26 protein-coding genes and 1 pseudogene are annotated in these 26,385 nt (G+C 53.9%); 16 read left to right on the top strand and 11 right to left on the bottom strand.

The features are described 5' to 3' along the window. The first annotated feature begins 75 nt into the window (after nt 1-75). The gene (ptrB, locus tag INF77_RS17640; protein ID WP_045260313.1) at nt 76-2,136 is read left to right on the top strand and encodes an oligopeptidase B; all 2,061 of its coding nucleotides are present in this window, start codon (nt 76-78) and stop codon (nt 2,134-2,136) included. On the opposite strand, the gene exoX is transcribed toward ptrB, so the two are convergent. The 3 genes from exoX to INF77_RS17625 form a co-directional block, all read right to left on the bottom strand. After that, nucleotides 2,133-2,795 carry an exodeoxyribonuclease X gene (gene exoX / locus INF77_RS17635; protein WP_025756911.1) on the bottom strand — a complete coding sequence of 221 codons (663 nt, stop codon included), beginning with the start codon at nt 2,793-2,795 and terminating at the stop codon, nt 2,133-2,135. The genes ptrB and exoX overlap by 4 nt on opposite strands. A 24-nt stretch (nt 2,796-2,819) precedes the next feature. Further along, nucleotides 2,820-3,470: a nitrilase-related carbon-nitrogen hydrolase gene (locus INF77_RS17630; protein WP_045260312.1), complete on the bottom strand. Its 651-nt coding sequence runs from the start codon at nt 3,468-3,470 to the stop codon at nt 2,820-2,822. Between the two features lie 110 nt (nt 3,471-3,580). Next, nucleotides 3,581-3,811 (bottom strand): DNA polymerase III subunit theta, encoded by a 231-nt coding sequence (locus INF77_RS17625; protein WP_008500465.1) that lies wholly within the window; start codon nt 3,809-3,811, stop codon nt 3,581-3,583. A 136-nt stretch (nt 3,812-3,947) separates the two neighbouring features. On the opposite strand from INF77_RS17625, the gene yobA reads away from it, so the two are divergent. Genes yobA through INF77_RS17610 form a run of 3 tightly spaced genes read left to right on the top strand, consistent with a single transcriptional unit; the run spans nt 3,948 to nt 5,545 of the window. Then, entirely contained in the window at nt 3,948-4,319 is a 372-nt protein-coding gene (yobA, locus tag INF77_RS17620; RefSeq protein WP_045260311.1) for a CopC domain-containing protein YobA, read from the top strand. 1 nt (nt 4,320) lies between these two features. Further along, complete coding sequence (copD, locus tag INF77_RS17615) at nt 4,321-5,190, top strand: copper homeostasis membrane protein CopD (RefSeq protein ID WP_063437379.1); 870 nt, start codon at nt 4,321-4,323, stop codon at nt 5,188-5,190. A 16-nt stretch (nt 5,191-5,206) separates the two neighbouring features. Next, nucleotides 5,207-5,545 carry a YebY family protein gene (locus tag INF77_RS17610; RefSeq protein WP_028013604.1) on the top strand — a complete coding sequence of 113 codons (339 nt, stop codon included), beginning with the start codon at nt 5,207-5,209 and terminating at the stop codon, nt 5,543-5,545. Between the two features lie 440 nt (nt 5,546-5,985). Here the strand turns inward: INF77_RS17610 and INF77_RS17605 are convergent, their stop codons facing one another. Then, on the bottom strand, nt 5,986-6,861 hold the full coding sequence (locus INF77_RS17605; protein ID WP_193532531.1) for a benzoate transporter: 876 nt from the start codon (nt 6,859-6,861) through the stop codon (nt 5,986-5,988). Between the two features lie 172 nt (nt 6,862-7,033). Next, on the bottom strand, nt 7,034-7,975 hold the full coding sequence (locus tag INF77_RS17600) for a VirK/YbjX family protein (RefSeq protein ID WP_048958966.1): 942 nt from the start codon (nt 7,973-7,975) through the stop codon (nt 7,034-7,036). A gap of 168 nt (nt 7,976-8,143) precedes the next feature. On the opposite strand from INF77_RS17600, the gene pphA reads away from it, so the two are divergent. Next, the gene (pphA, locus tag INF77_RS17595) at nt 8,144-8,788 is read left to right on the top strand and encodes a protein-serine/threonine phosphatase (RefSeq protein WP_041909471.1); all 645 of its coding nucleotides are present in this window, start codon (nt 8,144-8,146) and stop codon (nt 8,786-8,788) included. Nucleotides 8,789-8,822: 34 nt separating this feature from the next. Here the strand turns inward: pphA and INF77_RS17590 are convergent, their stop codons facing one another. The 4 genes from INF77_RS17590 to yebS all read right to left on the bottom strand — a co-directional run bounded on the left by INF77_RS17590 (nt 8,823) and on the right by yebS (nt 14,573). Next, on the bottom strand, nt 8,823-9,062 hold the full coding sequence (locus tag INF77_RS17590; RefSeq protein WP_008500472.1) for a YebV family protein: 240 nt from the start codon (nt 9,060-9,062) through the stop codon (nt 8,823-8,825). Between the two features lie 105 nt (nt 9,063-9,167). After that, entirely contained in the window at nt 9,168-10,616 is a 1,449-nt protein-coding gene (gene rsmF, locus INF77_RS17585) for a 16S rRNA (cytosine(1407)-C(5))-methyltransferase RsmF (protein WP_214581401.1), read from the bottom strand. Nucleotides 10,617-10,687: 71 nt separating this feature from the next. Beyond that, the gene (locus tag INF77_RS17580; protein WP_045630782.1) at nt 10,688-13,321 is read right to left on the bottom strand and encodes a PqiB family protein; all 2,634 of its coding nucleotides are present in this window, start codon (nt 13,319-13,321) and stop codon (nt 10,688-10,690) included. Continuing rightward, nucleotides 13,290-14,573 carry a membrane integrity lipid transport subunit YebS gene (gene yebS, locus INF77_RS17575; protein ID WP_041909475.1) on the bottom strand — a complete coding sequence of 428 codons (1,284 nt, stop codon included), beginning with the start codon at nt 14,571-14,573 and terminating at the stop codon, nt 13,290-13,292. The genes INF77_RS17580 and yebS overlap by 32 nt, the downstream gene beginning before the upstream one ends. Before the next feature lie 132 nt (nt 14,574-14,705). On the opposite strand from yebS, the gene INF77_RS17570 reads away from it, so the two are divergent. The 4 genes from INF77_RS17570 (at nt 14,706) to htpX (ending at nt 19,129) form a co-directional block, all read left to right on the top strand. After that, entirely contained in the window at nt 14,706-15,203 is a 498-nt protein-coding gene (locus tag INF77_RS17570) for a GAF domain-containing protein (protein ID WP_008500476.1), read from the top strand. A gap of 96 nt (nt 15,204-15,299) precedes the next feature. Continuing rightward, nucleotides 15,300-15,986, top strand: coding sequence for an RNA chaperone ProQ (proQ, locus tag INF77_RS17565; protein ID WP_028013543.1), 687 nt, complete (start codon nt 15,300-15,302; stop codon nt 15,984-15,986). A 19-nt stretch (nt 15,987-16,005) separates the two neighbouring features. Beyond that, nucleotides 16,006-18,054, top strand: coding sequence for a carboxy terminal-processing peptidase (gene prc, locus INF77_RS17560; RefSeq protein WP_063155627.1), 2,049 nt, complete (start codon nt 16,006-16,008; stop codon nt 18,052-18,054). A gap of 193 nt (nt 18,055-18,247) precedes the next feature. Next, nucleotides 18,248-19,129, top strand: coding sequence for a protease HtpX (gene htpX, locus INF77_RS17555; RefSeq protein ID WP_010432647.1), 882 nt, complete (start codon nt 18,248-18,250; stop codon nt 19,127-19,129). A 50-nt stretch (nt 19,130-19,179) separates the two neighbouring features. On the opposite strand, the gene INF77_RS17550 is transcribed toward htpX, so the two are convergent. Beyond that, entirely contained in the window at nt 19,180-20,553 is a 1,374-nt protein-coding gene (locus INF77_RS17550) for an MFS transporter (RefSeq protein ID WP_041909476.1), read from the bottom strand. Between the two features lie 178 nt (nt 20,554-20,731). On the opposite strand from INF77_RS17550, the gene kdgR reads away from it, so the two are divergent. Continuing rightward, nucleotides 20,732-21,523 carry a DNA-binding transcriptional regulator KdgR gene (gene kdgR, locus INF77_RS17545; RefSeq protein WP_014884288.1) on the top strand — a complete coding sequence of 264 codons (792 nt, stop codon included), beginning with the start codon at nt 20,732-20,734 and terminating at the stop codon, nt 21,521-21,523. Between the two features lie 64 nt (nt 21,524-21,587). Here the strand turns inward: kdgR and INF77_RS17540 are convergent, their stop codons facing one another. Next, a complete protein-coding gene (locus tag INF77_RS17540) occupies nt 21,588-21,827 on the bottom strand; it encodes a YobH family protein (RefSeq protein ID WP_041909477.1) in 240 nt (79 codons plus the stop codon). Between the two features lie 159 nt (nt 21,828-21,986). Between INF77_RS17540 and mgrB the strand changes: the two genes are divergently transcribed. From mgrB to ftsI, 6 genes and pseudogenes are all read left to right on the top strand, one after another. Beyond that, entirely contained in the window at nt 21,987-22,130 is a 144-nt protein-coding gene (gene mgrB, locus INF77_RS17535; RefSeq protein ID WP_006175995.1) for a PhoP/PhoQ regulator MgrB, read from the top strand. Nucleotides 22,131-22,204: 74 nt separating this feature from the next. Further along, nucleotides 22,205-22,495 carry a YebO family protein gene (locus INF77_RS17530; RefSeq protein ID WP_047364849.1) on the top strand — a complete coding sequence of 97 codons (291 nt, stop codon included), beginning with the start codon at nt 22,205-22,207 and terminating at the stop codon, nt 22,493-22,495. A 23-nt stretch (nt 22,496-22,518) separates the two neighbouring features. Then, nucleotides 22,519-23,508, top strand: coding sequence for an MBL fold metallo-hydrolase (locus INF77_RS17525; protein WP_082071003.1), 990 nt, complete (start codon nt 22,519-22,521; stop codon nt 23,506-23,508). A gap of 524 nt (nt 23,509-24,032) precedes the next feature. Beyond that, nucleotides 24,033-24,177 (top strand): annotated as a pseudogene (locus INF77_RS17520) (DUF2627 domain-containing protein). Between the two features lie 13 nt (nt 24,178-24,190). Further along, nucleotides 24,191-24,400 (top strand): transcription antiterminator/RNA stability regulator CspE, encoded by a 210-nt coding sequence (cspE, locus tag INF77_RS17515; RefSeq protein WP_001062678.1) that lies wholly within the window; start codon nt 24,191-24,193, stop codon nt 24,398-24,400. Nucleotides 24,401-24,618: 218 nt separating this feature from the next. Beyond that, a complete protein-coding gene (gene ftsI / locus INF77_RS17510) occupies nt 24,619-26,337 on the top strand; it encodes a peptidoglycan glycosyltransferase FtsI (RefSeq protein WP_193532503.1) in 1,719 nt (572 codons plus the stop codon). The last annotated feature ends 48 nt before the right edge of the window (nt 26,338-26,385 follow it).

Genomic DNA, 26,385 nt, shown 5'->3' with positions numbered 1-26,385 from the left:
CGTGGTCATGTTTCGCTTGCATCATGCGCGGGTTTTGCCAACCTTATAGGGTGTAAAACTTAAAAGAATGATGACATGCCACCGAAAGCCCGACGTACTCCTTATGCGATCGTCACGCATGGCGATACGCGCATAGACAACTACTACTGGCTGCGGGACGATTCGCGTTCCCGGCCAGAGGTGCTCGACTACCTGCACGAGGAAAACGACTATGGCCGCAGGGTCATGGCCAGCCAGCAGGCGCTGCAGGACCAGCTGCTGAACGAAATGGTGCAGCGTATTCCCCAGCGCGACATCTCCGCGCCCTGGACCAAAAACGGCTATCGCTATCGCCATATCTATGAGCCGGGCAACGAGTATCCCATCTATCAACGACAGTCGGTATTAAGCGCCGAGTGGGATGAATGGGACATTTTACTGGATGCGAACCAGCGCGCCGCCCACAGCGAGTTTTATACCCTGGGTGGTATGTCCATCTCCCCGGACAACACCATCATGGCGCTTGCGGAGGATTATCTCTCCCGGCGCCAGTACGGCCTGCGTTTTCGCAATCTGGAAACCGGCAACTGGTATCCGGAAATGCTGGAAAACGTCTCCCCGGATTTTGTCTGGGCGAACGATTCCGAGACGGTCTACTACGTTAAAAAGCACGCCTCCACGCTGCTGCCTTATCAGGTGTGGCGCCATACCGTAGGCACGGACTCAGCCGATGACGAGCTGGTCTATGAAGAGAAAGACGAAACGTTTTATGTCAGCCTGCATAAAACCTCCTCGCGCCACTATGTGATTATCTTCCTCGCCAGCGCCACCACCTCGGAAGTGCTGCTCCTGGATGCCGAACTGCCTGACGCCCAGCCGCTCTGTTTCCTGCCGCGCCGCAAGGACCACGAGTACAGCCTGGATCACTTCCAGCACAGCTTTTATCTGCGTTCGAATCGTGAAGGCAAGAACTTTGGTCTGTACAAAACCAAGGTGCGCGACGAGCGCAAGTGGGAGGTGCTCATTCCCGCGCGGGATCAGGTGATGCTGGAAGGGTTCACGCTGTTTACCGACTGGCTGGTGGTGGAGGAGCGCCAGCGGGGGCTGACCAGTATCCGGCAGATCAACCGTAAAACGCGTGAGGTGATAGGGATTGCGTTCGACGATCCGGCCTACGTCACGTGGATCGGCTTTAACCCGGAACCTGAATCGTCCCGGCTGCGCTACGGCTACTCGTCGATGACTACGCCGGATACGCTCTTTGAGCTGGATATGGATACCGGACAGCGCCAGGTACTTAAGCAAACCGAAGTGAAGGGCTTTGATTCCGACAATTACCGCAGCGAACACCTGTGGGTCACCGCGCGCGATGGCGTGGAGGTGCCGGTTTCGCTCGTTTATCACAAGGCGCATTTCCAGAAGGGTAAAAATCCGATCCTGGTCTACGGCTACGGCTCCTATGGCTCCAGCATGGATGCCGACTTCAGCAGCAGCAGATTAAGCCTGCTCGACCGCGGCTTTGTTTTCGCCATTGCCCATATTCGCGGCGGCGGCGAGCTGGGGCAGCACTGGTATGAAGACGGGAAATTCCTGAAAAAGAAAAACACCTTCAACGACTATCTCGACGTCTGCGATGCGCTGATTGAGCAAGGCTATGGCGATCCTCAGCTTTGCTTCGGCATGGGCGGCAGCGCGGGGGGGATGCTGATGGGGGCGGTCATCAATCAGCGACCCGATCGCTTTAAGGGCATTGTTGCGCAGGTCCCGTTTGTCGATGTGGTTACCACTATGCTCGATGAGTCCATCCCTTTGACAACCGGAGAGTTTGAGGAGTGGGGCAACCCGCAGGATGAAACCTATTATCGCTATATGAAAGAGTACAGCCCGTATGACAACGTGGAAGCGAAAGCGTACCCGCACATGCTGGTGACGACCGGTTTGCACGATTCACAGGTGCAATACTGGGAACCGGCAAAATGGGTAGCAAAGCTGCGGGAGCTGAAAACCGATGACAACCTGCTGCTGCTCTGTACCGATATGGACTCCGGGCACGGGGGGAAATCGGGTCGATTCAAATCCTACGAAGGGGTGGCCCTGGAGTATGCCTTTTTGATAGGCCTGGCGCAGGATACGTTGCCAGGCCGTGTGCAGCGTTAAGCTTCGCCCAGATAGTGTTTCAGGGTTAAGCGCAGCTCCGGGCTCATTTTGTCGAGGTTGTTATACAGCCAGCGCAGATAGCCCGGATCTTTATCCGCAATATCCGATACCGCTCTCCCGCGGTATTTGCCGAAGGTGAACGTCGTCAGCAGCGCAGGGCGTCCGGTGATCGTTGCCATATCATCCGGCGTCCAGCCCGATGTGTTCATAATATCTATGAGCAGCGCAGCGGTGATATAGCAGTCATACAGGGCGCGGTGATGGTGCAGCCCTTCAGGGGTTCTGACGCTGAGCTTGCGGGATTTATACAGCGCCATATTGCTGTATTTGATCCCTGGCCAGAGGCGACGCGCCAGCTTCATGGTACAAATCCACTCCCCGGGCATTTCGGGGAGTACCCTACGGTCAAAGCTGGCGTTGTGGGCAACGTACCATGGGCTGCCGTAGTAGTGCGGGATAACGTCTTCTATCCAGGGTTTATCCGCCACCATTGATTCTGTAATGCGATGGATAGCCATGGCCTGTGGGCTAATAGGACGATCGGGACGCACCAGATGGCTCATCGGGTTGACGATTTTTCCATCAACCACGTCCACCGAAGCCACTTCCACAATTCCGCCCTGAAGATCGCAAGTTTCGGTATCAATGACGCGCAGCATGAAAATCTCCTGAGCTTAAAACGCTTAGCCTAAAGGAATGATATCGCCTTGCCAACCCTGTCCGTTGCGCGTGCCGGTCAACAGGAGCTCACCCTTATCTGCCCGAACGATCAGTTGGCCTTTTTCATCCCATAACGCGCTGCCCGCGCCGGCATTTGCCATTAACACCGCGATGGCATACCTGTGCGCAAAGCGCTGCAGGGTATTGATGGACTGTCGCCAGCGGTAATCCCTCACCGACTGGCAGCTGGTGAAGAGTGTTGCCTGCGGATCAAGATTCGGGGAATCGCTTTGCCCATCGATAATCGTGAGTTGTTTATCACCCGGCACCAGGCTGGCGCCGCTCCCCTGAGGGTAACGCAGAATACGATCGCGGGAGGGGATAAACAGCGCAAGGCCTTTCTGGCGCTGACCGTTTCGTTCAACGGGAAGCCCTGCAATGAGGGTAATGCGGTAAAAATGCGCGGCATCAAGCAATGGCTGTAGTCGATCGTCTTCGGGCGGAAGCGGTAATGCCGTCGCGCCCGGGCCGGTTAATGAGAGTTCCGGGAAAACCAGCAAATCGCACTGATGCTGTGCTGCTTCGGCAATAAAGTGGAGATGGTGTGCAATATGGTCATCTACGCTGTGATGCTGCCCGCCATACTGGGCTGCCGCAATATTCCAATGTGACATCGTGACTTCCTTATACACAGAGTCGCAGGGATTAAAGAGTACACCTAATTTAATCAGGGTTTTCTTATCCTGCCAGATTCCGCGTAAGGAAGTGTAACGAGTCGTTAAGCTTATTTAACTTTCGGCTCGTACGGCAAGCGGGAGAGGTTGACCGAGGCGAGACGGTGGGCAATTAACCTTTCGCGAAACCAGTCACGCAGATGGGCGGGCTGTTCTCGCTCCACCACTTCAGCCACGACGGGCATGTTGTAACGCTCTTTAAAGGCGACGCCAGCGGCAGCGAGATCGACATTCACTTTATCCATCTCGTCCTGAGGAAGGGCGGCCAGATTGATCTTCATTACCTTCTCCTTATTTTGCGGCGGCAACGTTACCGCGATTGCGCGACGATGACAAGCAGAGCGGGATGATCCTCGACTCGTTTATTATACAGCGTTATTCTTTAGCATACAGACATAACAAAAAGGAATGATTGTGATGGGTTTATCCGCTTCCCGCGCGGTATGCGCACTGGTTTTTTTGGCCTCAACGGTAATCTCACCCTCCGTGCTGGCGCATGCGCATCTTGAGCAGCAGAGCCCGGCAGCGGACAGCCAGGTGGCGTCACCGCAGGTGCTGACGCTGAATTTCTCCGAAGGTATCGAGCCCGGATTTAGCGGCGTCGTGGTGACGGATGCGCAAAAGCAGGTGATCAAAACCGGTACCGCCACGCGAGACGAAAAGAACAAAGCACAGCTGACCGTTCCGCTGGAACAGACGCTGGCGCCGGGGGCTTACCGGGTGGACTGGCACGTGGTTTCCGTCGACGGCCATAAAACCAAAGGCAGCTATCGCTTCAGCGTGAAATAGCATGCTGGGACTGTTATACGTAGGATTGCGCTTTATCCATTTTGCGGCGTTAATGCTCGTTTTTGGCAACGCGCTTTACAGCGTCTGGTTTGCGCCTTCCGGGCTGCACCGCCTGATGGCCCGGCGTTTCCAGCTCCAGCAGAGAGTGGCGTCCATCGTCAGCCTGGCCGCTGCGATCCTGATGTTTATGCTTCAGGGCGGTTTAATGGGCAACGGCTGGGGCGATGTGTTTAACCCGCAAATCTGGTACAGCGTACTGGGAACGCGTTTTGGTGGCGTCTGGTTGTGGCAAATTATCCTCGCTGCCATCACCGTTGTCGTCGCGTGGCTCGCGCCGCTGAAAGGCTCGCGCCTGCTGCTGCTCGCCATGGGCCAGCTTATCCTGCTGGCAGGGGTAGGGCACGCGGCGATGAGCGACGGCCCGATGGGGGCGATACAGCGACTCAATCATGCTGTTCACCTGCTGTGTGCCGCAACCTGGGTGGGTGGATTGCTGCCGCTGCTGTTTTGCATGCGTCTGGCGAAAGGACGCTGGCAGAACGCGGCCATCTATACCATGATGCGTTTCTCGCGCGTGGGGCATTATGCCGTCGCAGGCGTGCTGCTTACCGGCGTAGTGAATGCGCTGTTGATTCTGGGCATCCATATTCCCTGGCAGGCTGGCTACGTGCAGTTTTTGTTGTTCAAATGTGCTCTCGTGGCGTTGATGGTGGCAATTGCGCTGGCAAATCGGTATTTTCTGGTGCCACGGTTCCGTCCGGATTCCGGGCGCGCACAACAGATGTTTATCAGGATGACACAGGCAGAGGTGGTGCTGGGCGCGCTGGTTCTGGCAACGGTCAGTCTGTTTGCTACCTGGGAACCCTTCTGACAAGGTTAACTATTAAATGAAAAAGACAGTACTTTCTCTCTTATTGCTGGCCTGCGCGGGAAGCGCTCTGGCGGCACCGCAGGTAATCACCGTAAGCCGCTTTGAAGTGGGCAAAGACAAATGGGCCTTTAATCGCGAAGAGGTGATGCTGACCTGCCGTCCGGGCCATGCGCTGTATGCGATCAACCCGAGCACGCTGGTCCAGTACCCGCTCAACGATACCGCTGAGCAGCAGGTCGCCAGCGGCAAGAGCAGCGGTCAGCCAGTCAGCGTGATTCAGATTGATGACCCGGCCAACCCGGGGCAGAAGATGAGCCTGGCACCGTTTATCGAGCGCGCTGACAAGCTCTGCTGACGTTCAGGTTTCCAATAAAAAAACCGCAGATGCTCGCCAGAGCACTGCGGTTTTTCACTTTTAATGATGCTCTGACGCTTTTTTTCAGGCCACTTTTGCTGTGGACTGGAAAACCTGGCGTCGTCATCTATTCTTAAAAGGCAAGGCGACTTAGCCTGCATTAATGCCAACTTTTAGCGCACGGCTCTCTCCCAAGAGCCATTTCCCTGGACCGAATACAGGAATCGTATTCGGTCTCTTTTTATCTCTATGTTTCTCAAAAGGTTTTTTGGTTATGGACCGAAAACCCCGAGAATGGCTGGACAGTTCCCTATCCTGACTAAACCATAACATACTCAGGACCGCGTACGTCCAGGGTTTTTTGGCATCTTTGTTAAAAAATTGTGTCCTGGCGATCGCTGTGGAATCTTCGTCGGTGAAGTAAAGGCCCGGCCTGATAGTTAAATAATGAATTCCCTGAATTTATCTTTATTGTTAACGATATACTCGGGGAAATTGTCTGTCGACAACTCTTGCCTGATTAACTTCCTGTCTCGTCCCCAGATATCTTCGGCGTTTTTTATCACCTTCATGATATGTTCCGGGTTATTGAACTCAGGCAGATCGTATTCCGTGTGGGAGATGGTGGACATTTTTTCTGATATGCGTTCAGGGGTCATAACCCATGAGAAATGCCAGCCACTATTTTCAATGATGCGATTGTTAAGTTTGAACCAGTTCCATTTAAGCCAGGACCAGTTTTTGACGCTTCTGGTGCGTTTAAGATTTCTGAACGACTCAGGCTCGCCGCCAAAAAAATGAACGAGGTTTTTATATTTTGTCGCTCTCGGCAGTTTACATTTTCTTGGGGTGTTATCTGTATTAAAAACCTGCAGATTAAACTGATAATTATAAAAGTTCTGATAAAGCGTTGTGCAGAGTTTATTCGCGTTGATAGAGCCGATTACCTGTGGTGAAAAAATCTCGTCCACATCGGAAATTAAAATCAAATCATCATCTTTAGCACTTTTGAGGCCCTGCATGATGGCATTTCTCTGCGCGGCTTCATTCGCCCATGCATCCACCACCAGACCGTCCTGATGCTGATCGCCGCCGTCAGAGGCTTTCATGAGAGGTGTTTCATCATGCACAACATAAATAATTTTATCTTTAAAAGGACCGTATTTATTTATGTCAAAGTGAAGCTGCCGCTTTTTGCCGGTAAAGGTATGCGTTGACTCAACAATAACGAAGCGATCAACAACGCCTGCTAGCGTATTCAGCCTGATATCAAGAAGCATATCTTCATCGTAATACAAGAAGCAGTCGTAAATCATCATTAAAGTCCTTAAATTTGCGTCTACACTGCGCTTTTCCAACGCATTCGCTATTTTCATTTCGCGCAATGCTAACTGAGCACCCCTGGCATATGCAAGAGTGCTCTGCTTTATCATTCCTTTTTCAAACCGAGCGCATTCTCTGTGCTGAGAGCGAAAACGCTTGTCGCGATTAGAAATGGGACTTAACTGACGCCTCAATTTCATCAAGCAGTTCAAAGCGACGACGGTATTCAGCGCGTTTTTTACTGGCTATCTCGTCGAGGGATTTGCGCTCCATCTGCAGCGGCAGCTGCCAGCAGAAGGCGGAAAGTTTTTTCCCACCCAAAGAATCCCAGAATTCGTCATAGCTGGCGTGGAAATGACGGCCTTTGCTGAGGCGATAGCGCAGCGCGCGGAAAACGTGTCCCTCATCGCTGACGGCAAAAATGGCCCGAACAGATGACTGCGCTGCCAGCTGGAAAAGTACCTCCATCAGCACGCGCTTGGGAAACAGGCCATGGCAGGCGCGAGTTGCCAGTTTAATGGCATCTCGTGACACGCAGCGACGGGGGCCCTGAAGTCCGCCAATGACCACAACGGGCTGGCCATTGCTGCGGGCGACGCTAAAGGTCAGGCTGGCAAGAAGCGTATCCTCGTTGTCGCGCAGCCAGAGCGTACTCTCACCTTCACGCTCGGCTTTGCCAGCTGAGGACGCATTAACCGTGTAGGTCACGCCGTCTTTGACATGGAACTGCGCGATAGGCTGTTCCTGCGCGCCGGTCATAGCCTGGGCAAGACGGCTCTCCTTCAGGCGATCGATCCAGTAGTAATGGTTAACGATAGCGTCGGCGCGATCGTTTGCCGTCAGACCGCGCATCAGGTACTGCCGATGGGTCTTGCTGGGCAACGTAATTTGCGATGTCAGCAGTTTGTCGAAATCGTCACGGCCAGAGAGGGCTTCCAGCATACGGTGGGTGGAAGACCAAAAGAGCAGGGAACGTAAAAGGAACTTCAGTCGGTAGTCGCGTTTCCGCCAGATTGGCCCCGGGACGCGTTTACCGTTCACCAGCTCGGAAATAATATTCGTGCGATGCGGATAGAAAACATCGTTATGTAGCTGTGTATTAGACACGTGAAGACCTCTCGTTTTTATCTCCCCTTATTCTAAGGAGCCAGTAAAAAGGGATTAAGAGCGCGCGGATCTTTATTTCTCTTTGGTTTACCGTTTGTTTTACTTTGTAAGGGCTGCGCTGATCTTCTTGCGCTTTTGACGGCGGCTATACTGTTAAAGGGAGGCCTTATGTATCAGCGAATAGAAGGTGGAGAGTGGCGTCACGTATGGGTTGTCAGCGACATACACGGCTGTTACCAGAGGCTCATGGAGGAACTGAAACGCCGTCATTTCAATCCTTATGAGGATTTACTTATTTCCGTTGGCGATCTGATCGATCGTGGTCCGGACAGTGTGAAATCATTGCAGCTCATCAATGAGAAATGGTTTCGAGCAGTGCGGGGCAATCATGAGCAAATGGCAATAGATAGCCTGGATAATAATGATTTTGCGCTCTGGACAATGAATGGCGGAATGTGGTTTTCGCGGCTTGAGCATGAGGAGCAGCAGCGGGCGCGCTCGTTACTTAACGCATGTCGTGCGTTACCGCATATTATCGAAATTACCTGCGCGAACGGGTTGAACGTTATTGCTCATGCTGATTACCCGGCGGAGGAATACCGCTGGGAAAAACCGGTAAGCGCCCAGCGCGTGTTATGGGATCGCGACCGCCTGATGGGGTTTATGGTGGGCAAAGGGCAGGGAATTAGCGGGGCGGATCATTTCTGGTTCGGACATACGCCCGTCGACAGAAGGTATGATTTCGACAATCTGCACTACATTGATACGGGGGCCGTATTTGACGGTTACTTTACGCTGGCGCAGCTGCAGTAATAAATAACCCGCCTTCGGGCGGGTTCTCTTTAGGTCAGGCAAGACGCATGACCCAGGCATCGGTTTTACTATCGTAATGCTCACGGTAAAGGACAGAATGTTCGCCATCAAGTATTGCCGGGACGCTGGTGTCTGCATCCCATGCATCGAGCTGCATGCACAAATCCGGGTCGGATTTGCAGGGAATACTTAACGTTCGATCGCCTTGTGCTTCGCCGCGCAGCTCTGCGTCGTCGATCTCAAAAGCGCCAATACGCACGCTGGTTTTCGTCATAGTGCTCTCCGGGTCGGTTGTCAAAATCTGGTATGACCAGTATGGGCATCCATTTTTGATCGTAGACAAGGAGAGCAAAATCGCCAGTAAAAAAATGCGCTTTTTTCAGGCGGTGCGATCGTTACCGGTAAACAGTCGGCCATCCCGGACCAGTTCGCGTGGATAGCTGTTTTTGAGTCTTGAACCGACCTTTTTGGCCAGCCCCAGCGGGAATCCCTGATATGTCACCACCACTTCATCTGCGGAAGGCGAGCTGTCAGGATAAACATCGCGGCCACGGTACCACTCTTCGGCTTCCTGGTGCGTCAGGGCGAACGTATTCTCATGACCGGCAAGCGCGATGACCGCCTCGTGCTGCCAGCGATAGCCCTTATTATGCACCTCCGCAAGGCGGATCCCGATTCGGGAAAAACGCACTTTGCCAATCAGTGGCTCGATATTCGCCGGGAAAAGCCACACCTCTTTGTCGCGCTGCCAGAGATGCATGCTCTCATCCCACTGCAACCCGACCTTGCTGGCTGCGGCTTCAAGCTGCGCGACGTCGCGGCCTTTAAGCGGCGCAAACGGGAAGTTGCCGACCTTGAATTTGGGTGCGGGCAGGGGAGTAATCGCCTGCGTTTTACGCAGGCGCGCCACAAAGAACCCTTCGCAGTCGTAAATCTGCGGGAACACGTGGAGGAAACCTTCCGGCGTGACCGCCTCCTGTGCCGAGGAAAACAGATCGTTGAGCGGCATGAACTCGACGGCATCCGGGTATTGCGCTTTCAGCCACAGGCAGACGTCTTCGTTTTCATCGCGGTTTAAGGTACACGTTGAATAGACCAGCGTGCCGCCGGGGCGCAGGGCGTGGAACGCGCTGTCGATCAGCTCGCGCTGCGTGGCGGCGATCTCAAGATTGCTCTCCACGGACCAGTTCTTTAACGCATCGGGATCTTTACGCACAACCCCTTCACCGGAGCAGGGGGCGTCCAGCAGGATGGCATCAAACATTTCCGGCAGGGCGGCGCCAAAGACGCGACCGTCGAAGTGTGTAAGAGCGACATTATGAATACCGCAGCGGCTGATATTGGCATGCAACACCTTCACACGGCTGGCGGAAAATTCGTTAGCGAGGATTGCTCCGCGGTTGCCCATGCGCGCGGCAATCTGCGTGGTTTTCGAGCCGGGCGCGGCGGCGACATCCATCACGCGTTCAGGCGCGTTGCCGTCGGCGAACAGGGCGGCAACCGGTAGCATCGAGCTCGCTTCCTGAATATAAAACAGACCGCTCAGATGTTCTGCGGTACTTCCCAGCGGCACCGCGTCTTCGTCATCGCGGTCGATCCAGAATCCCTCTTCACACCACGGAACCGGCGTAAGTTGCCAGCCGTACGGAGAAACCAGCGTCAGAAAATCCTCGACGCTGATTTTCAGCGTATTAACGCGGATGCTCCGGCGTAACGGACGCTGACAGGCGGCGATAAAATCGTCCAGCGACAGATGAGAGGGAAGCGCCTCACGCATCTGCGCCAGGAATTGATCGGGAAGAAATACGGAGTTTTGAGCCACGAGCACACCACAGGGAAAAGTTCAGGTGCGCAGTGTAACATAAAGGCTCCGGTGCGTTGACACCGGAGCCTGTCAGATTAACGCGGCAGGGCCGTTCCCCATTCGCGCCACTCTTTCGGTTCGCTTTCCAGCAGCAGGAAGTGTTTACCCGGCTGCGCTTTCGGCGCCAGCGGCGTTCCCGGCGGGGTGGCAAAGGCAATACCGCCGCGGATGAACTGGTTGAAGGTACCGGTTTTCACCACGCCACCCGTCAGGCCGAAGTCCAGCGAATAGCCGGATGCCAGCCAGAACACCGAGTTATTACGCACCAGATGCTGGTAACGCTCGCTGATGCGTAGCGCCACCATCACGCGGTCGGAGAGCGTGCCGAGCGTGAGGCCCGTAACCGTACCCACCTCAATGCCGCGGAACAGCACCGGCGTACCGATGCCAAGCGAGCCCGCCTCCGGCACTTCCACTACAATGCTCAGGCCGCCAAGGTAGCGCGAGTCGGTAATGGTAGCTTCCTGCAGCTCGAAATCACGACGGGCTTTGCCCTGACCGGGCTCGACGTTGATGTAAGGCTGCAGAATGGTGTCGAGATGCTCAACGCCCGCGGCCGAAATCTGCGGGGTCACCACCGAGAAGCGGGAACCCGAGCGGGCGAAGGTCTGCACATATTCCGGATAAAGCACGGCGGTGGCCTGCACCTCGTTGCGCGAGGTGATGAGCGTCAGCTTCTGGATCTGCCCGATATCAATGCCCAGGTAGCGAATTGGCATGCCTTCCGCCAGCTTGCCGGCATCGAACGCATGCAGGGTAATCTGCCCACCCACGGCACGCGCGGCGGTTTCGGATGGGAAGAGAATTCGCTTATCGCCTTTACGCAGGTTCGCGCCCGCGCCGCTGAGGTTATCAAAGCTGATCGCCCCGCGCAGCGCGCGCGAGAGCGGAGAGGCCTGCACAGTCAGTCCGTTGCCGTTAAGCTGCACCTTCGCGCCGCCCTCGGCCCAGAAGACGCTGTTTGGGGTCAGCAGCTTGCGGTACTCGGGCTTGATATGCAGTTCGATATCAAACGCGTCCGCACGCGGGCGAACGGCGATCACCTCCCCAACCTCAAATTTGCGGTAGAGCACCACGGAGCCCGCCTGAACGTCAGGCAGCGTCTCGGCGCTTAAGGTCAGGGTCGTGGTTGGCATATCGCTCAGGCTGTTTTCAATCGCTTTGTCCAGGTTGGCGTACAGCGGGTAGCTGTCGCGAACGGGGCCTTTATTGCCCGGCAAAATGCGAATGCCGCCGTTAACCCATTCGCTGGCGCTGGCGCCGAGGAACTCCACGCCGTCCAGACCCACCTTCACATCGACGCGGCTGTTCACCACGAACTTACTGTCGCCATGGACGAGGTTGCTGTATTGCGGATCGATAGCTACCGAGAAGCTCACGCCATTTTCGGAGAGCGTTCGCTCCAGCACCTGACCCACCTGTACGCCGTGCAGAATCAGCGGCTGACCGGCCTCAATACCGTAACTTTCAGGCGCATTGAGCGTAACCGTCACGACGCCCGGTTTTTGCAGCAGCGCTTTATCCGCCGGGGCAATGACGAAGCTATTGCTGGGCTGACCTTCACCGGGGATCAGTTCAAAGGTATTTCCGGTCAGCAGCGTGCTGAGGCTGGCATCGTTCAGAGAGAGTTTAGGGCTGCGCATCTCGATGCGCGTTTTCTCGCGCAGGAGATCGACCACGCTCGGATCGACCGTCATTTCGCCCGTGACCGAACCGCCAGGGTTGAGCGTCATTTTGGTGAGCTGGCCGACCTGCAGTCCCTGGTACATCAGCGGCGTTGACCCCGCTTTCAGCCCTTTGGCATCAGGCAGAACGAGCTTAACGATCACGCCACGCTGGCTGTGCGCCAGATCCGGATATAAACCGAACGTGTCATCGGCCGTGGCAGGGCTTGAGTTTTCCGGGGAGTCAAAGGCAATGGCACCGTTAACCAGGGCGGCCAGACTCTCAAGCTTCACTTTTGCACCGCTCAGGCTGAGGTCGGCATCCACGCCGGAGACATTCCAGAAGCGGCTGCCTTTTTTCACCAGATTGGTGAAGCGACGCTCGATCAGCACATCAATGGTGACGCCCTGTTTGTTCGGGTTAATCGAGTAATCGTACACGCGTCCAACCGGAATCTTGCGGAAGTAGACCAGCGAGCCGCTGTTCAGCGAGCCCAAATCCGGTGCCTGAAGATGGATCATCAGATCGCCGTTATTGAGGCGGTATTTCGGCTGCGTATCCAGCGCAACAAAGTGATCCTGCGGTTCACCCTTGCCCGGCATCATGCCGATGTAGTTGCCGCCAACCAGCGCATCCAGCCCGGACACGCCGGCCAGGGAGGCTTTCGGCGTCACCAGCCAGAACTGCGTTTCGCTGCGAAGAGCATCCTGCATGTCAGATTTAATACTGACCCGCACCTGAATCTTGTTAAGCCCTTTTCCAAGGGAGATGTCCTGAACCGTACCGACTTCTACCCCCTGAAAACGAACGGGGGTTCGTCCGGCGACGATGCCGTCGGCGGTCTGAAAATCAATGGTGACGGTACTGCCGCGATCTTCATAACTCGTCCAGATAAGCCAGCCTGCAATCATCAGGGCGATGACGGGCAGCAACCAGAATGGCGAAATGCGGCGTTTAGTTTTAATTCTCGCTTCAGTCGGCGAAGCGGGGGTTTCCTGACTCATGTGCATCCCAAAGTAAGCGGCTATCCAGCCATTCCACAGCAAGAATAGTCAATATCACCGCAGAGCCGAAATAAAAAGCCGCGGGTCCCATAGTAAAAGCAAGAAGCTGGTCGCGATTGATCAGCGACATCATCAGCGAAATCACAAACAGATCCAGCATTGACCAGCGGCCAATCCAGGTGACGAATCGCAGAAGCAGAATACGGGTACGTAAACCTTGTTCACACTTAAAGTGAATGCTGACGAGCAGGGTAAACATCACCACCACTTTGGTAAAGGGAACCAGGATACTGGCAATAAAGACGATGGCCGCCACCCCAACGTTACTGTGTGCAAGAGAGATAATACCGGAGAGGATAGTATCCTCCTGACGGCCACCGTTCACGTAAATAATGGATATCGGCAGCATATTGGCCGGGAACAGAAACACCAGGGAGGCAATCAGCGCCGCCCAGCATTTTTGCAGGCTGTTGTTGCGTCGTAACCTCAACGGTATGTGGCAGCGCGGGCAGCGTCCACGCTTGTCGGGCAACCCGGTGTAATGGCATCCCAGACAGACGCGGAGGTTTTCATCCGGGCGGGTGGCAGGGCGCTGCGGGTAAAAACGCTCCCAAAGCTGCTCAACGTTCAGGTGGATCAGTGTCAGGATGCTGAGCAATACCAGGCAGATAAAGGCAAAAAGCCCGACGCCCGGCTGCAGAAAGGCATAGTCCTGCACCTTGATTGATGCCACGCCCACGCCCACCAGATAGATATCCAGCATGACCCACTCTTTAAGCTTTTCCAGCATCAGCAACACCGGACGCAGGTTCATTCCCAGGATGTTACCAAACCACAGGTAGGCAATGGCTGCAACCAGCACCAGCGGCGCGCCGACCACGCAGAACAGTACCATGGCGGCGGTGAGAGGATCGCCCTGGCTCGTCATCTGCCAGATACCCTGCAGCACGTTGGCGTCAATGCGCACACCAAGCAGGTAAAGCTTCAGAAGCGGCTCGGTCCAGGCGAAAGGCATCAGCAGCAGCATGGTAACGGCCATAGCGGCAAGGCGGGTTAACGACCAGTCGCGGCCGTCACGAATTTTAGCGTCACAGCGGGGACAAAAGGCGCTTTGGTGCGATTTCATCTTCGGCAACATAAAAAGCGTATCGCACTGGGGGCAACGCTGATAATGTGCACGAGGCAAAGCGTCGCTTACCGTATGGACAGTTATCTTTTTTGTCGGCGTAATTTTGGTTGTTTTTAAGGCCATCAGCTGCGCGCAAATAAGTATTGTTGAACGTTATATTAACTCATGAACGGATTCATCTTGAGCATGAGCGCATTTATTGCTTATTTTAATAGGCTATGCGGTAATTTTGTAAGACAACTAAGTGATTGAATAATGAACAAAACAGAATTCTACGCGGATCTGAACCGCGATTTTAAGGCATTGATGGCAGGTGAAACCAGCTTCTTAGCCACTCTGGCAAATACTAGCGCATTGCTGTTCGAACGGCTATCCGATGTGAACTGGGCTGGCTTTTATCTCCTGGAAGGTGAAACGCTGGTGCTGGGTCCGTTTCAGGGCAAACTGGCCTGCGTGCGTATTCCGGTAGGGCGCGGCGTATGCGGTACCGCGGTGGCCGAGAATCAGGTTCAGCGCGTGGAAGATGTCCATGCGTTTGACGGGCATATCGCCTGTGATGCTGCCAGCAATTCAGAGATCGTTCTGCCGCTGGTGGTAAAAAATCAGATTATTGGCGTTCTGGATATCGACAGTACGGTCTTCAGTCGCTTTACAACCGAGGATGAACAGGGGCTGCGCGAGCTGGTGGCGAATCTGGAAAACGTCCTCGCTGCAACCGATTATCAAAAATTCTTTGCGAGCGTCGCAGGATAATCAACGGATAACGTAGCATTTACTGATAGCGTCATTATAATGACGCCTGTTCATGCCTGCGCTTGTTGGCAACGTCCGTTGTAATCAGGAAATTTCATGGAAAATCAACCTAAGTTGAATAGCAGTAAAGAAGTTATCGCATTTCTGGCCGAGCGTTTCCCGCAGTGCTTCAGCGCGGAAGGTGAAGCACGTCCCCTGAAAGTCGGTATTTTTCAGGATCTGGTAGCGCGTGTTGAAGGGGAAATGAACCTCAGCAAAACTCAGCTGCGTTCTGCCTTACGTCTTTATACTTCGAGCTGGCGTTACCTGTACGGTATCAAACCGGGCGCGACCCGCGTGGATCTCGACGGCAACCCTTGTGGCGAGCTGGACGAGCAGCACGTAGAACACGCGCGCAAGCAGCTGGAAGAAGCCAAAGCACGCGTTCAGGCACAACGTGCAGAACAGCAGGCGAAAAAACGCGAAGCCGCAGCGGCAAACGGCCAGGAAGAAGCGCCTCGTCGTGAGCGTAAACCACGTCCTGCGCCGCGTCGTCACGACAATAACGATCGCAAACCGCGTGCAGACAAACCAGCAGCGAAAGCCCCTCGTGCGCCTCGTGAAGAGCAGCGCCATACTCCGGTTTCTGACATTAACGCCCTGAGCGTGGGTCAGGCTCTGAAAGTAAAAGCGGGCAACAACGCAATGGACGCCACCGTACTGGAAATCACCAAAGATGGCGTTCGTGTACAGCTGACTTCTGGTATGTCAATGATTGTACGCGCAGAACACTTGTTGTTCTGAAACGGAGGCCAAGCCTGGCATGAACACTTTTTTTAAGCTCACCGCGCTGGCGGGCCTGTTTGCCATAACAGGTCACGCTTTCGCAGTGGACGATATCACGCGTGTTGATCAAATTCCGGTACTCAAGGAAGAGACGCAGCACGCGACGGTAAGCGAACGTGTAACCTCTCGCTTTACCCGCTCGCACTATCGTCAGTTCGATCTCGATCAGGCCTTTTCGGCCAAAATCTTTGACCGCTATCTGAACTTGCTGGATTACAGCCATAACGTTTTGCTCGCCAGCGATGTCGAGCAGTTCGCTAAGCGCAAATCCGAGGTGGGTGATGAGCTGCGGTCAGGCAAGCTGGATCTGTTCTACGATCTCTACAACCTGTCGCAAAAGCGCCGCTTTGAACGCTATCAGTACGCGCTGAAAGTGCTTGAACGTCCAATGGACTTCACCGGCAACGACACCTTTAACCTCGATCGCAGCAAAGCGCCCTGGCCGAAAGACGAAGCCGAGCTGAACGCGCTGTGGGATGGAAAGGTCAAATACGACGAGCTAAGCCTCAAGCTGACCGGCAAAGATGAAAAAGAGATCCGCGACACGCTGACGCGTCGTTACAAATTTGCCATTCGCCGTCTGGCGCAGACCAACAGTGAAGATGTTTTCTCGCTGGCGATGACCGCCTTTGCGCACGAAATCGATCCGCACACCAACTATCTCTCTCCACGCAATACCGAACAGTTCAATACTGAGATGAGCCTGTCTCTGGAAGGTATTGGCGCGGTACTGCAAATGGATGATGACTACACGGTGATCAACTCCATGGTCGCGGGCGGCCCGGCATCCAAAAGCAAAGCGATAAGCGTAGGCGATCGCATTGTGGGGGTAGGACAAACCGGTCAGAGCATGGTTGATGTCATTGGCTGGCGTCTGGACGATGTGGTTGCGCTGATCAAAGGTCCGAAAGGCAGCAAAGTTCGTCTGGAAATTCTGCCTGCCGGTAAAGGCACCAAAACCCGTATCGTGACCCTGACCCGCGAGCGTATCCGTCTGGAAGACCGCGCGGTGAAAATGTCGGTGAAAACCGTGGGTAAAGAGAAGGTGGGTGTCCTGGATATCCCTGGCTTCTACGTGGGGCTGACCGACGATGTAAAAGTTCAGCTGCAGAAACTTGAGAAGCAGAACGTGAGCAGCGTCATCATCGACCTGCGCACGAACGGTGGCGGTGCGCTGACCGAAGCGGTGTCGCTCTCAGGCCTGTTTATCCCGTCTGGCCCGGTTGTACAGGTGCGTGATAACAACGGTAAAGTTCGTGAAGATGCTGATAACGACGGTGTGGTCTATTACAAAGGCCCGCTGGTGGTCCTGGTTGACCGCTTCAGCGCGTCCGCATCTGAAATCTTTGCCGCTGCAATGCAGGACTATGGCCGCGCGCTAATCGTGGGTGAGCCCACCTTCGGCAAAGGTACTGTTCAGCAGTATCGCTCGCTGAACCGTATTTACGATCAGATGCTGCGTCCGGAATGGCCTGCGCTGGGCTCCGTTCAGTACACCATTCAGAAGTTCTACCGCGTTAACGGCGGCAGTACGCAGCGTAAAGGCGTAACGCCGGATATCATGATGCCGACCGGCACGGAAGAGACCGAAACCGGCGAGAAGTTTGAAGATAACGCGTTGCCGTGGGACAGCATCAATGCTGCGACATTCGTGAAGGCGGGTGATATGACGCAGTTTGGCCCTGAGCTGCTGAAAGCGCATAATGAACGCATCGCGAAAGACCCGGAATTCCAGTACATCATGAAGGACATTGCGCGTTTCAATGCCCTGAAAGATAAGCGGAATATTGTTTCTCTGAACTACACTCAGCGTGAAAAGGAGAACAACGAGGACGACGCAACGCGTCTGGCGCGTATCAACGATCGCTTCAAGCGAGAAGGTAAGCCTCTGCTCAAGAAACTGGACGATCTGCCAAAAGATTACCAGGAGCCGGATCCGTACCTGGACGAGACGGTGCATATCGCGCTCGACCTGGCGAATCTGGAAAAAGAGAAGCCTGCCGTACAGCCCGCTCCGGCAAAATAATCTCCCAACAGGCACAAGAAATTGTGCCTGTTTCTTTTTGTTCTGCATCCTTCCGTCAGGCTGATTTCCAATTGTGTAAAGTTGTGTCTTTCTGGTGACTTACGCCCACCGGATGCTTGAAAATAGCCGTAATACCCATACGATGTGGGTAATCGCATAGTGCGCTTTGTTAAACTGAGGTTAAAAGAAAATTATGATGCGAATCGCGCTCTTCCTGCTCACCAACCTGGCGGTGATGGTGGTTTTCGGGCTAGTGCTAAGCCTGACGGGAATTCAGTCGAGCAGCGTTCAGGGTCTGTTGATTATGGCGCTGCTGTTTGGTTTTGGTGGCTCTTTCATTTCCCTGCTGATGTCAAAGTGGATGGCGCTGAAATCCGTAGGCGGTGAGGTGATTGAACAGCCGCGTAACGACATGGAACAGTGGCTGATGAATACGGTGGCACAGCAGTCTAAGCAGGCAGGCATTGCGATGCCGCAGGTTGCTATTTACCATGCCCCGGATATTAACGCGTTTGCTACGGGTGCCCGTCGTGATGCGTCGCTGGTTGCCGTGAGCACCGGGTTGTTGCAGAACATGAGCCGTGACGAAGCCGAAGCGGTTATCGCGCACGAAATCAGCCATATCGCCAACGGTGACATGGTGACCATGACCCTGATTCAGGGTGTGGTGAACACCTTCGTTATCTTCATCTCCCGTATCCTGGCGCAAATTGCGGCTGGCTTCATGGGCGGCAACCGTGATGAAGGTGAAGAGAGCAACGGTAATCCGCTGATTTACTTCGCCGTATCGATGGTGCTGGAACTGGTGTTCGGTATTCTGGCCAGCATTATCACCATGTGGTTCTCCCGTCACCGTGAGTTCCATGCGGATGCTGGTTCAGCGAAGCTGGTAGGGCGTGAAAAGATGATAGCTGCTCTGCAGCGTCTGAAAACCAGCTACGAGCCGCAAGAAGCGAACAGCATGATGGCATTCTGCATCAACGGCAAATCAAAGTCGCTGAGCGAGCTGTTTATGTCTCACCCGCCGCTGGATAAACGTATTGAAGCGCTGCGCAGTGGGGAATACCTGAAGTAACGCTAAGTGCTTAAATAAGCCGGGCAGGAGAAGACTCCGCCCGGCTTTTTTTATGCCTGAACGCCGGGTTGGGTCACGCGCAACCCGCTGACGATGGCTGCAAGGGTGGCAAGCGCACCTGCGGTGAGAAGCGCAACGTGGTTGCCGTTTTGCCCGGCAAGGTTAAACATCAGGGCAACCAGCGCCGCACCGGTGCTTTGCCCCAGCAGACGCGCGGTCCCCAGCATGCCGCTGGCACCTCCGCTGCGGTGGCGCGGCGCAGAGGTAATAATGGTGTGGTTGTTGGGGGACTGAAACAGGCCAAACCCGGCTCCGCACAGAATCATGCGCCAGATGATGTCCAGATCCCCTGGCGATGATGGAAGCAGCGCCAGCGCGAAAAGACCTGTTGCCATCACGGCCAGCCCCACCGCGCCCAACAAACCGGCATGTACACGTTCTATTAAATAACCTGCCAGGGGTGCCATCACCATCGTCGCCAGCGGCCAGGGGGTTAACAGCAGCCCGGTCTCCACTTCGGAACGTCCTATCACGCTTTGCAGGAAGAAGGGCAGAGAAACCAGAGCCAGCATCTGGGCGCAGAATGAGCAGACGGAGGTGCAGATGGAAAGCGAAAAGAGGGGAATACGCAGCAGATCGACCGGCAGTAAGGGCACCGGCAGGGAAAGCTGGCGGCGAACAAAGAAGAAGCCCGTCACCAGCAGGGCAACAAGCTCCACGGCGGTTAGCATCAGGGATTGACCCTGCGCAAAACCGCTCAGGGCGGTAATCAGCAGACCAAAGGTGAGCGCATTCATCACCGCGCTTGCTACGTCAAAGCGCGGCATGGTGCTTTTCGGGCCGTTAGCGGGGAGAAATCGCAGGGCAAAGAAGATGGCCACGATACCCAGCGGCACGTTTATGGCGAACAGCCACTGCCACGAGGCGACAGAAAGAATGGCCGCTGCAATCGTTGGCCCGGCGGCAGAAGAGACCGCGACAATAAACGAATTTATCCCCATGCCGCGGCCCAGATGGCGGTGCGGATAGATTAAGCGGATTAGCGCCGTATTGACGCTCATCAGCGCCGCGCCGCCAAAACCTTGCGCGATGCGCGCCAGCGTCAGCGTATGCAGAGAGTCCGAAAGGGCGCACAGCAGTGATGTAAAGGTAAATACCACCAGCCCGCACTGATATACCCGACGGTAGCCGAACATATCGCCCAGAAAAGAAAAGGAGAGCAGGGAAACCACAATCGCAATCTGATAGGCGTTAACAATCCATATCGAACTGGCCGGGGAAGCATGCAGATCGGTGGCAATGGTGGGAAGGGCAACGTTCGCAATCGCGCCGTCAAGAACGGCCATTGAGATACCAATAATAATCGTAGCGATAGCGCCATACCGCTGGGGCAAAGGCAGGCCATCGGAAAGGTTCTTTTCCATCGGGGATAAATAGCTCAGAGTGAAATTATTCTCAGGGTAACTATTTTAGCATCGTTAACACCGTTTTATGTCGCAGATTTGTAACGAAGTAAACGCGGATTGATTGCAGGTAACATGACGGGAATTTATAATAAAAACCGGTTCTGATTTTTATAAAACACTCTCTATGAGGTGGTAAATGGCAATTGCGGATTTGGATAAACAGCCAGATTCAGTTTCTTCCGTGCTGAAGGTGTTTGGCATCTTACAGGCGCTCGGGGAAGAGCGTGAAATTGGTATCACAGAGTTGTCACAGCGCGTGATGATGTCGAAAAGCACCGTTTACCGCTTTTTGCAAACCATGAAATCACTGGGTTACGTTGCACAGGAAGGCGAATCTGAAAAATATTCTCTGACGCTGAAACTGTTTGAACTGGGTGCCCGGGCATTGCAAAATGTGGATCTGATCCGTAGCGCGGATATTCAGATGCGCGAGATCTCCCGCCTGACCAAAGAGACTATCCACCTGGGCGCGCTGGATGAAGACAGTATTGTTTACATCCATAAAATTGACTCCATGTATAACCTGCGTATGTATTCGCGCATTGGTCGTCGCAACCCGCTTTACAGCACGGCAATCGGTAAGGTTCTGCTGGCGTGGCGCGATCGTGAAGAAGTTAAACAGATCCTCGATGGCGTGGAGTACAAACGCAGCACAGAACGCACCATTACTAACACCGATGAGTTATTAACGGTGCTCGACAAGGTGCGTGAGCAAGGGTACGGCGAAGATAACGAAGAGCAGGAAGAAGGGCTGCGCTGTATTGGCGTTCCGGTGTTTGACCGTTTTGGCGTCGTGATCGCGGGGTTGAGCATCTCTTTCCCAACGCTTCGCTTCTCGGAAGAGCGCCTGCACGAGTACGTGGCTATTCTGCATACCGCCGCGCGTAAGATTTCTGAACAGATGGGTTACCACGACTATCCGTTCTAACCCCGGTTAGCATAAAAAACGCCGCATCTTTGCGGCGTTTTTTATTCGTCGTTAACGCTGTGGCTCAGCCATTATCAATCACGACGGAGGTCTTACGCAGTACCGGGCAGTTGGTTAACCCAATGATCCCGCTATCAGAATGGAGATACTGCGCCGTGCTGACTCCCTGTGCTGTTAAATACTTACATTGAATGCCTAACCCTGCGGCGTTTTCGGTGCTCCCCACCAGCACGCCATAACCCGTTAAAAGAAGGCCAATCCAGAGTATCGCCAGTGCAACAATTGTACGAATAATTAAGCGCATTATTACCTCTTTATCATTGTTATCATGATGCTAGCCTAACCGGTTTACGTAATGAAACAAGTGCAGGATTCTGAAAAGAGCCTGATGGCGCTACAGTTAGTCCTTGTTTAAGATAACCGTGATAACCTGGTCATATCAGGTCTGTAAACGGAGTGTGGAGTGAAAAAAATACGCTGGGTGATTCTGATTATCGTGCTGATAGCGTGCGTGGTATTGTGGACGCAGACTATCAACGTGATGTGCGATCAGGATGTACAGTTTTTTAGCGGCGTTTGCGCAATCAATAAGTTTATTCCGTGGTAGCACGCATTTTTTCTTCAGGTGATTTCCTTCCTTCGCGCCAGTGGTAAAATAGACGTTTTTATTGAGGTGGTGAAATGGGTGAGTTACTGAATTCAGGGCTGCTAAATATGGCATCCCTGACGATCTCTTTGGTTGTTCTGCTGGTGGGGCTGGTCATTTGGTTTTTCGTAAACCGTGCCAGTTCACGTACCAATGAGCAGATCGAACTGCTGGAAGCGCTGCTTGAGCAGCAAAAACGGCAGAATGCGCTGTTGCGTCGTCTGTGCGAGGCTAACGAGCCGGAAGAGAAAGAAGCACAAAAAGAAGCGGTCGCTGACGAGAACAACGATCAAGACGATTTTATCCGCCTGGTGGCTGAGCGTTAATCGTATTATTCCGGGAGGTGGCAGTGGTCTGGAAAAATCCCTGGTATGACCCCTCCCTGAAACATCACACCCCAAACGGTTTTCGTAATACCACTTCTGCAGGACACCAGCCTGGCGACCTTGACCGCTGGCGCAAAGAACGCAAAGCAGCTGGCTTACCGAAGCCGCCCGCGCTCGGCTACGATGACTTTATCCGGCGGTGGTGGCAACCGGCCGATCTTCAGCAGCCGCAGCAGGATGGGGCGTGGTGGCTCGGACATGCGAGCATACTGCTGCAGCTGGACGGCAATATCCTTCTTACCGATCCCGTTTTTTCAAGGCGCGCTTCTCCACTTCCGTTCTTAGGGCCGCAGCGTAGAACGCCTCCGGCACTCTCTGTCGATCAACTGCACCAGCTTGACGCGGTCGTTATTTCGCATAACCATTACGATCATCTTGATGAACTCACTGTTCGCCACATTCTCAAACGCTTTCCGGACGTTAGCGTGTTTGTTCCTTTAGGCCTGGGCGGCTGGTTTCGCCGCCGGGGCGCAAAACAGGTGGTTGAGCTCGACTGGTGGCAGAGTTTTACCTGGCAGGGGATAACATTATCCGCCGTACCGGCGCAGCACTGGAGTATGCGCACGCTCTGGAACCGCAATCGCTCATTGTGGTGCGGCTGGGTCTTTGAAGGGCGGCATCACCGGTTCTGGTTTAGTGGTGATACCGGCTATTCGCCTGAGCTGCTGTTGATACCGGAACGTTTGGGGAAAATTGATGCTGCAGCATTGCCCGTTGGCGCCTATGCTCCGCGATGGTTTATGGCCGTACACCATATGGATCCCCAGTCTGCCGTTGCGCTGTGGCAACAGTTAGGTTGCCCGCTGGCGTTCCCTGTTCACTGGGGCGTGTTTGAGCTGGCGGATGAAGCGCTGGATGACCCCATAAAAGAATTAACTGATGCGCTGGATAATGTAGCACCAGTTAATAATACTTTCAGGATACTGAAAGTTGGCGAGTATTTACCCTTATAAACGAAGCGATAAATTGTTGCGTATATTGTGTATGTATTCGTCGTCAGGAAAATTTTAATTTTATCGAAACGTTTTGCTTGCCTTGTTTTGATGCAGAGTCATAAAAATTTCATTATTTTGGTGCATAACACTGCTAATTACCTGATGGATTTTAATACAGAAGGGTGCGGATTATTAACATCGTTTTTGGCTGAAACAATACGGTCACGTTACAATGATTTAAGCATAAGTTTTCACAATTTGTTCTAACTCAATCAACGCCAAAGATTTCTTTTCCCGACTGCTGGACGCATTGTAATGATTGAGCTATGTTAAAAAAGTCTTAGATTACAGCGGTTGTGCAAGCAGCGTTGAGTCTGTGTAAGGGAGTATAGCCGTCTGTTTGAGAAGCGCATAATTGTGCAATTCCTTACAGACAGTGTTCGAATTTGTGCGGCGGATCGAGACATGTTTAAAAATGGCTTGCCATATTAAACATAGTGTGTGATAACACGTTTTGGGTCAAACGAGGTACAGTTCTGTTTATGTGTGGCATTTTCAGTAAAGAAGTCCTGAGTAAACACGTTGTCGTTGAATACCGCTTCTCTGCCGAACCTTATATTAGTGCCTCATGCAGTAATGTCTCAGTTTTATCTCAGTTAATGCCTGCGGGCTAAGAAAACACTCTAAGGAATTTTGCAAAATGGCAAAGATTAAAGGTCAAGTTAAGTGGTTCAACGAGTCTAAAGGTTTTGGTTTCATTACTCCTGCTGATGGCAGCAAAGACGTGTTCGTACACTTCTCTGCAATCCAGGGTAACGGCTTCAAAACTCTGGCCGAAGGCCAGAACGTTGAGTTCGAAATTCAGGACGGCCAGAAAGGCCCAGCTGCAGTTAACGTAACTGCTATCTGATCGAACCGCTGCTGACTGGGGGCGCATAGCGCTTCACTCTCAGACATAAAGCCTCGCATCATGCGGGGCTTTTTTATTCCCTATCTTTCAAAATATTACTATCTACGGTCTTGTTAGCAACTTGTTGCAAAGCTGCGAGGTTAGTATCACAGTTTCGCCTCCCTAAGCGCATCTTTTCTCGTTAAATCAGAGCGTTGTTTAACAGCCCTGGGGTTCAGGTGAAGAAAAAATTGATATTAACCGCTGGCAATTTCACGCCGGCGCGTTTCGCGCTGCTCTGTTTCGCTATTTTCTGCAGTCTGGCCTTTTTACTTGGCCGCGTTGCCTGGCTACAAATCATCAAACCTGACAATCTGGTGAAGCAGGAAGATATGCGATCCCTTCGTCAGCTGGCGATTGATGCGCCGCGTGGGATGATTATGGATCGTGAAGGCCGACCGCTGGCGGTCAGCGTGCCCGTCCGGGCCGTATGGGCCGATCCAAAAACGGTGCTGGCAAAAGGGGGCGTTGGGTTTGATGAACGCTGGCAGGCGCTGGCGAGCGCGCTGCACCTCTCGTTGAGCACCCTTTCATCACGGATTAACGCCAACCCCCAGGGACGCTTCATCTACCTGGCGCGTCAGGTCGATCCTGCTCAGGCGAAGTGGATTGATAAGCTCAATTTACCCGGCATTTATTTGCGCGATGAATCCCGCCGCTTTTACCCGGCAGGCCACGTGGCGGCGAACCTGATTGGCTTCACCAATATTGACGGGCAGGGCATTGAAGGGGTGGAGAAAAGCTTCAACACTCAGCTGACCGGTAAAGCGGGTGTCCGACAGGTCCGGGAGGATCGCTACGGGCGCGTGGTTGAAAACCTGACGGAAGTGGCGCCCACGCCGGCACATAACATCCAGTTGAGTATTGACGAGCGGCTGCAAACCATTACCGAAGACGCGCTGGACAATGCCGTCGCCTGGAATAAGGCCGAGTCAGGGGCGTCGGTGCTCATTAATATCCCCACCGGGGAAATACTCGCCATGGCGAGCTATCCGGATTTCAATCCCAATAACCGTGAAGGCGCGACGATAAACGATTTTCGCAACCGGGCAATCAGCGATACGTTCGAGCCCGGTTCGACCGTTAAGCCGCTGGTGTTGATGACGGCTCTGCAGCAGGGGCTGGTCCAGCCGGACAGCGTCATTGATACCCACCCGTATACCCTTGACGGGCATCGTATCCGCGACGTGGGTTATTATCCTGAGCTGACCATGACCGGGATCCTGCAAAAATCGAGCGACACCGGCGTATCCCGGCTCTCGCTGGCGATGCCTGTCCAGCATCTTATTGATACCTATCGAAACTTTGGGTTTGGCACCAACACGGGGCTTGGCTTAACGGGCGAAAGCGCCGGGCTGTTGCCACAGCGTAAATACTGGAGTCAGCTAGACCGCGCGACTTTTGCCTTTGGCTACGGCCTGATGGTCACACCGCTCCAGCTGGCCCACGTCTATGCGACGATTGGCGGCTTCGGGCTTGAGCGTCCACTCTCCATCACCCGCATCGATCCCCCGGTTATCGGCCACCGCGTCATGCCGGAGGAGATCGCGCATGAAGTGGAGCACATGATGGAAAGCGTCGCGCTGCCCGGCGGCGGGGGCGTTAAGGCCGCCGTTCGCGATTATCGCGTGGCGGTTAAGACCGGGACGGCGAAGAAAATTGATGATAGCGGCAAATATGTCGATAAATACGTTGCCTATACCGCAGGCGTTGCGCCTGCCAGCGACCCGCGTTTCGCCCTGGTGGTGGTGATTAACGATCCTCAAAACGGGGCCTACTATGGCGGGGCGGTTTCCGCGCCGGTCTTCAGCGAAATCATGGGCAACGTGCTGCGCCTGGAGAATATCAAACCCGATGGCCTGCCGGCCGGTTCAGACCACCTTATCGTCATGCGGTAATCCAGCCGTTTTATAGCAGGGCGAATAGCGGTACACTTCGCCCTTTGG

The organism is Enterobacter cloacae complex sp. P1B (genome assembly GCF_014982345.1).
In the GTDB taxonomy this organism is placed as follows: Bacteria; Pseudomonadota; Gammaproteobacteria; order Enterobacterales; family Enterobacteriaceae; genus Enterobacter; species Enterobacter bugandensis.
The sequence above is the reverse complement of the archived record's forward strand: the minus strand, read 5'-3'. Positions and strand labels throughout refer to the sequence as shown.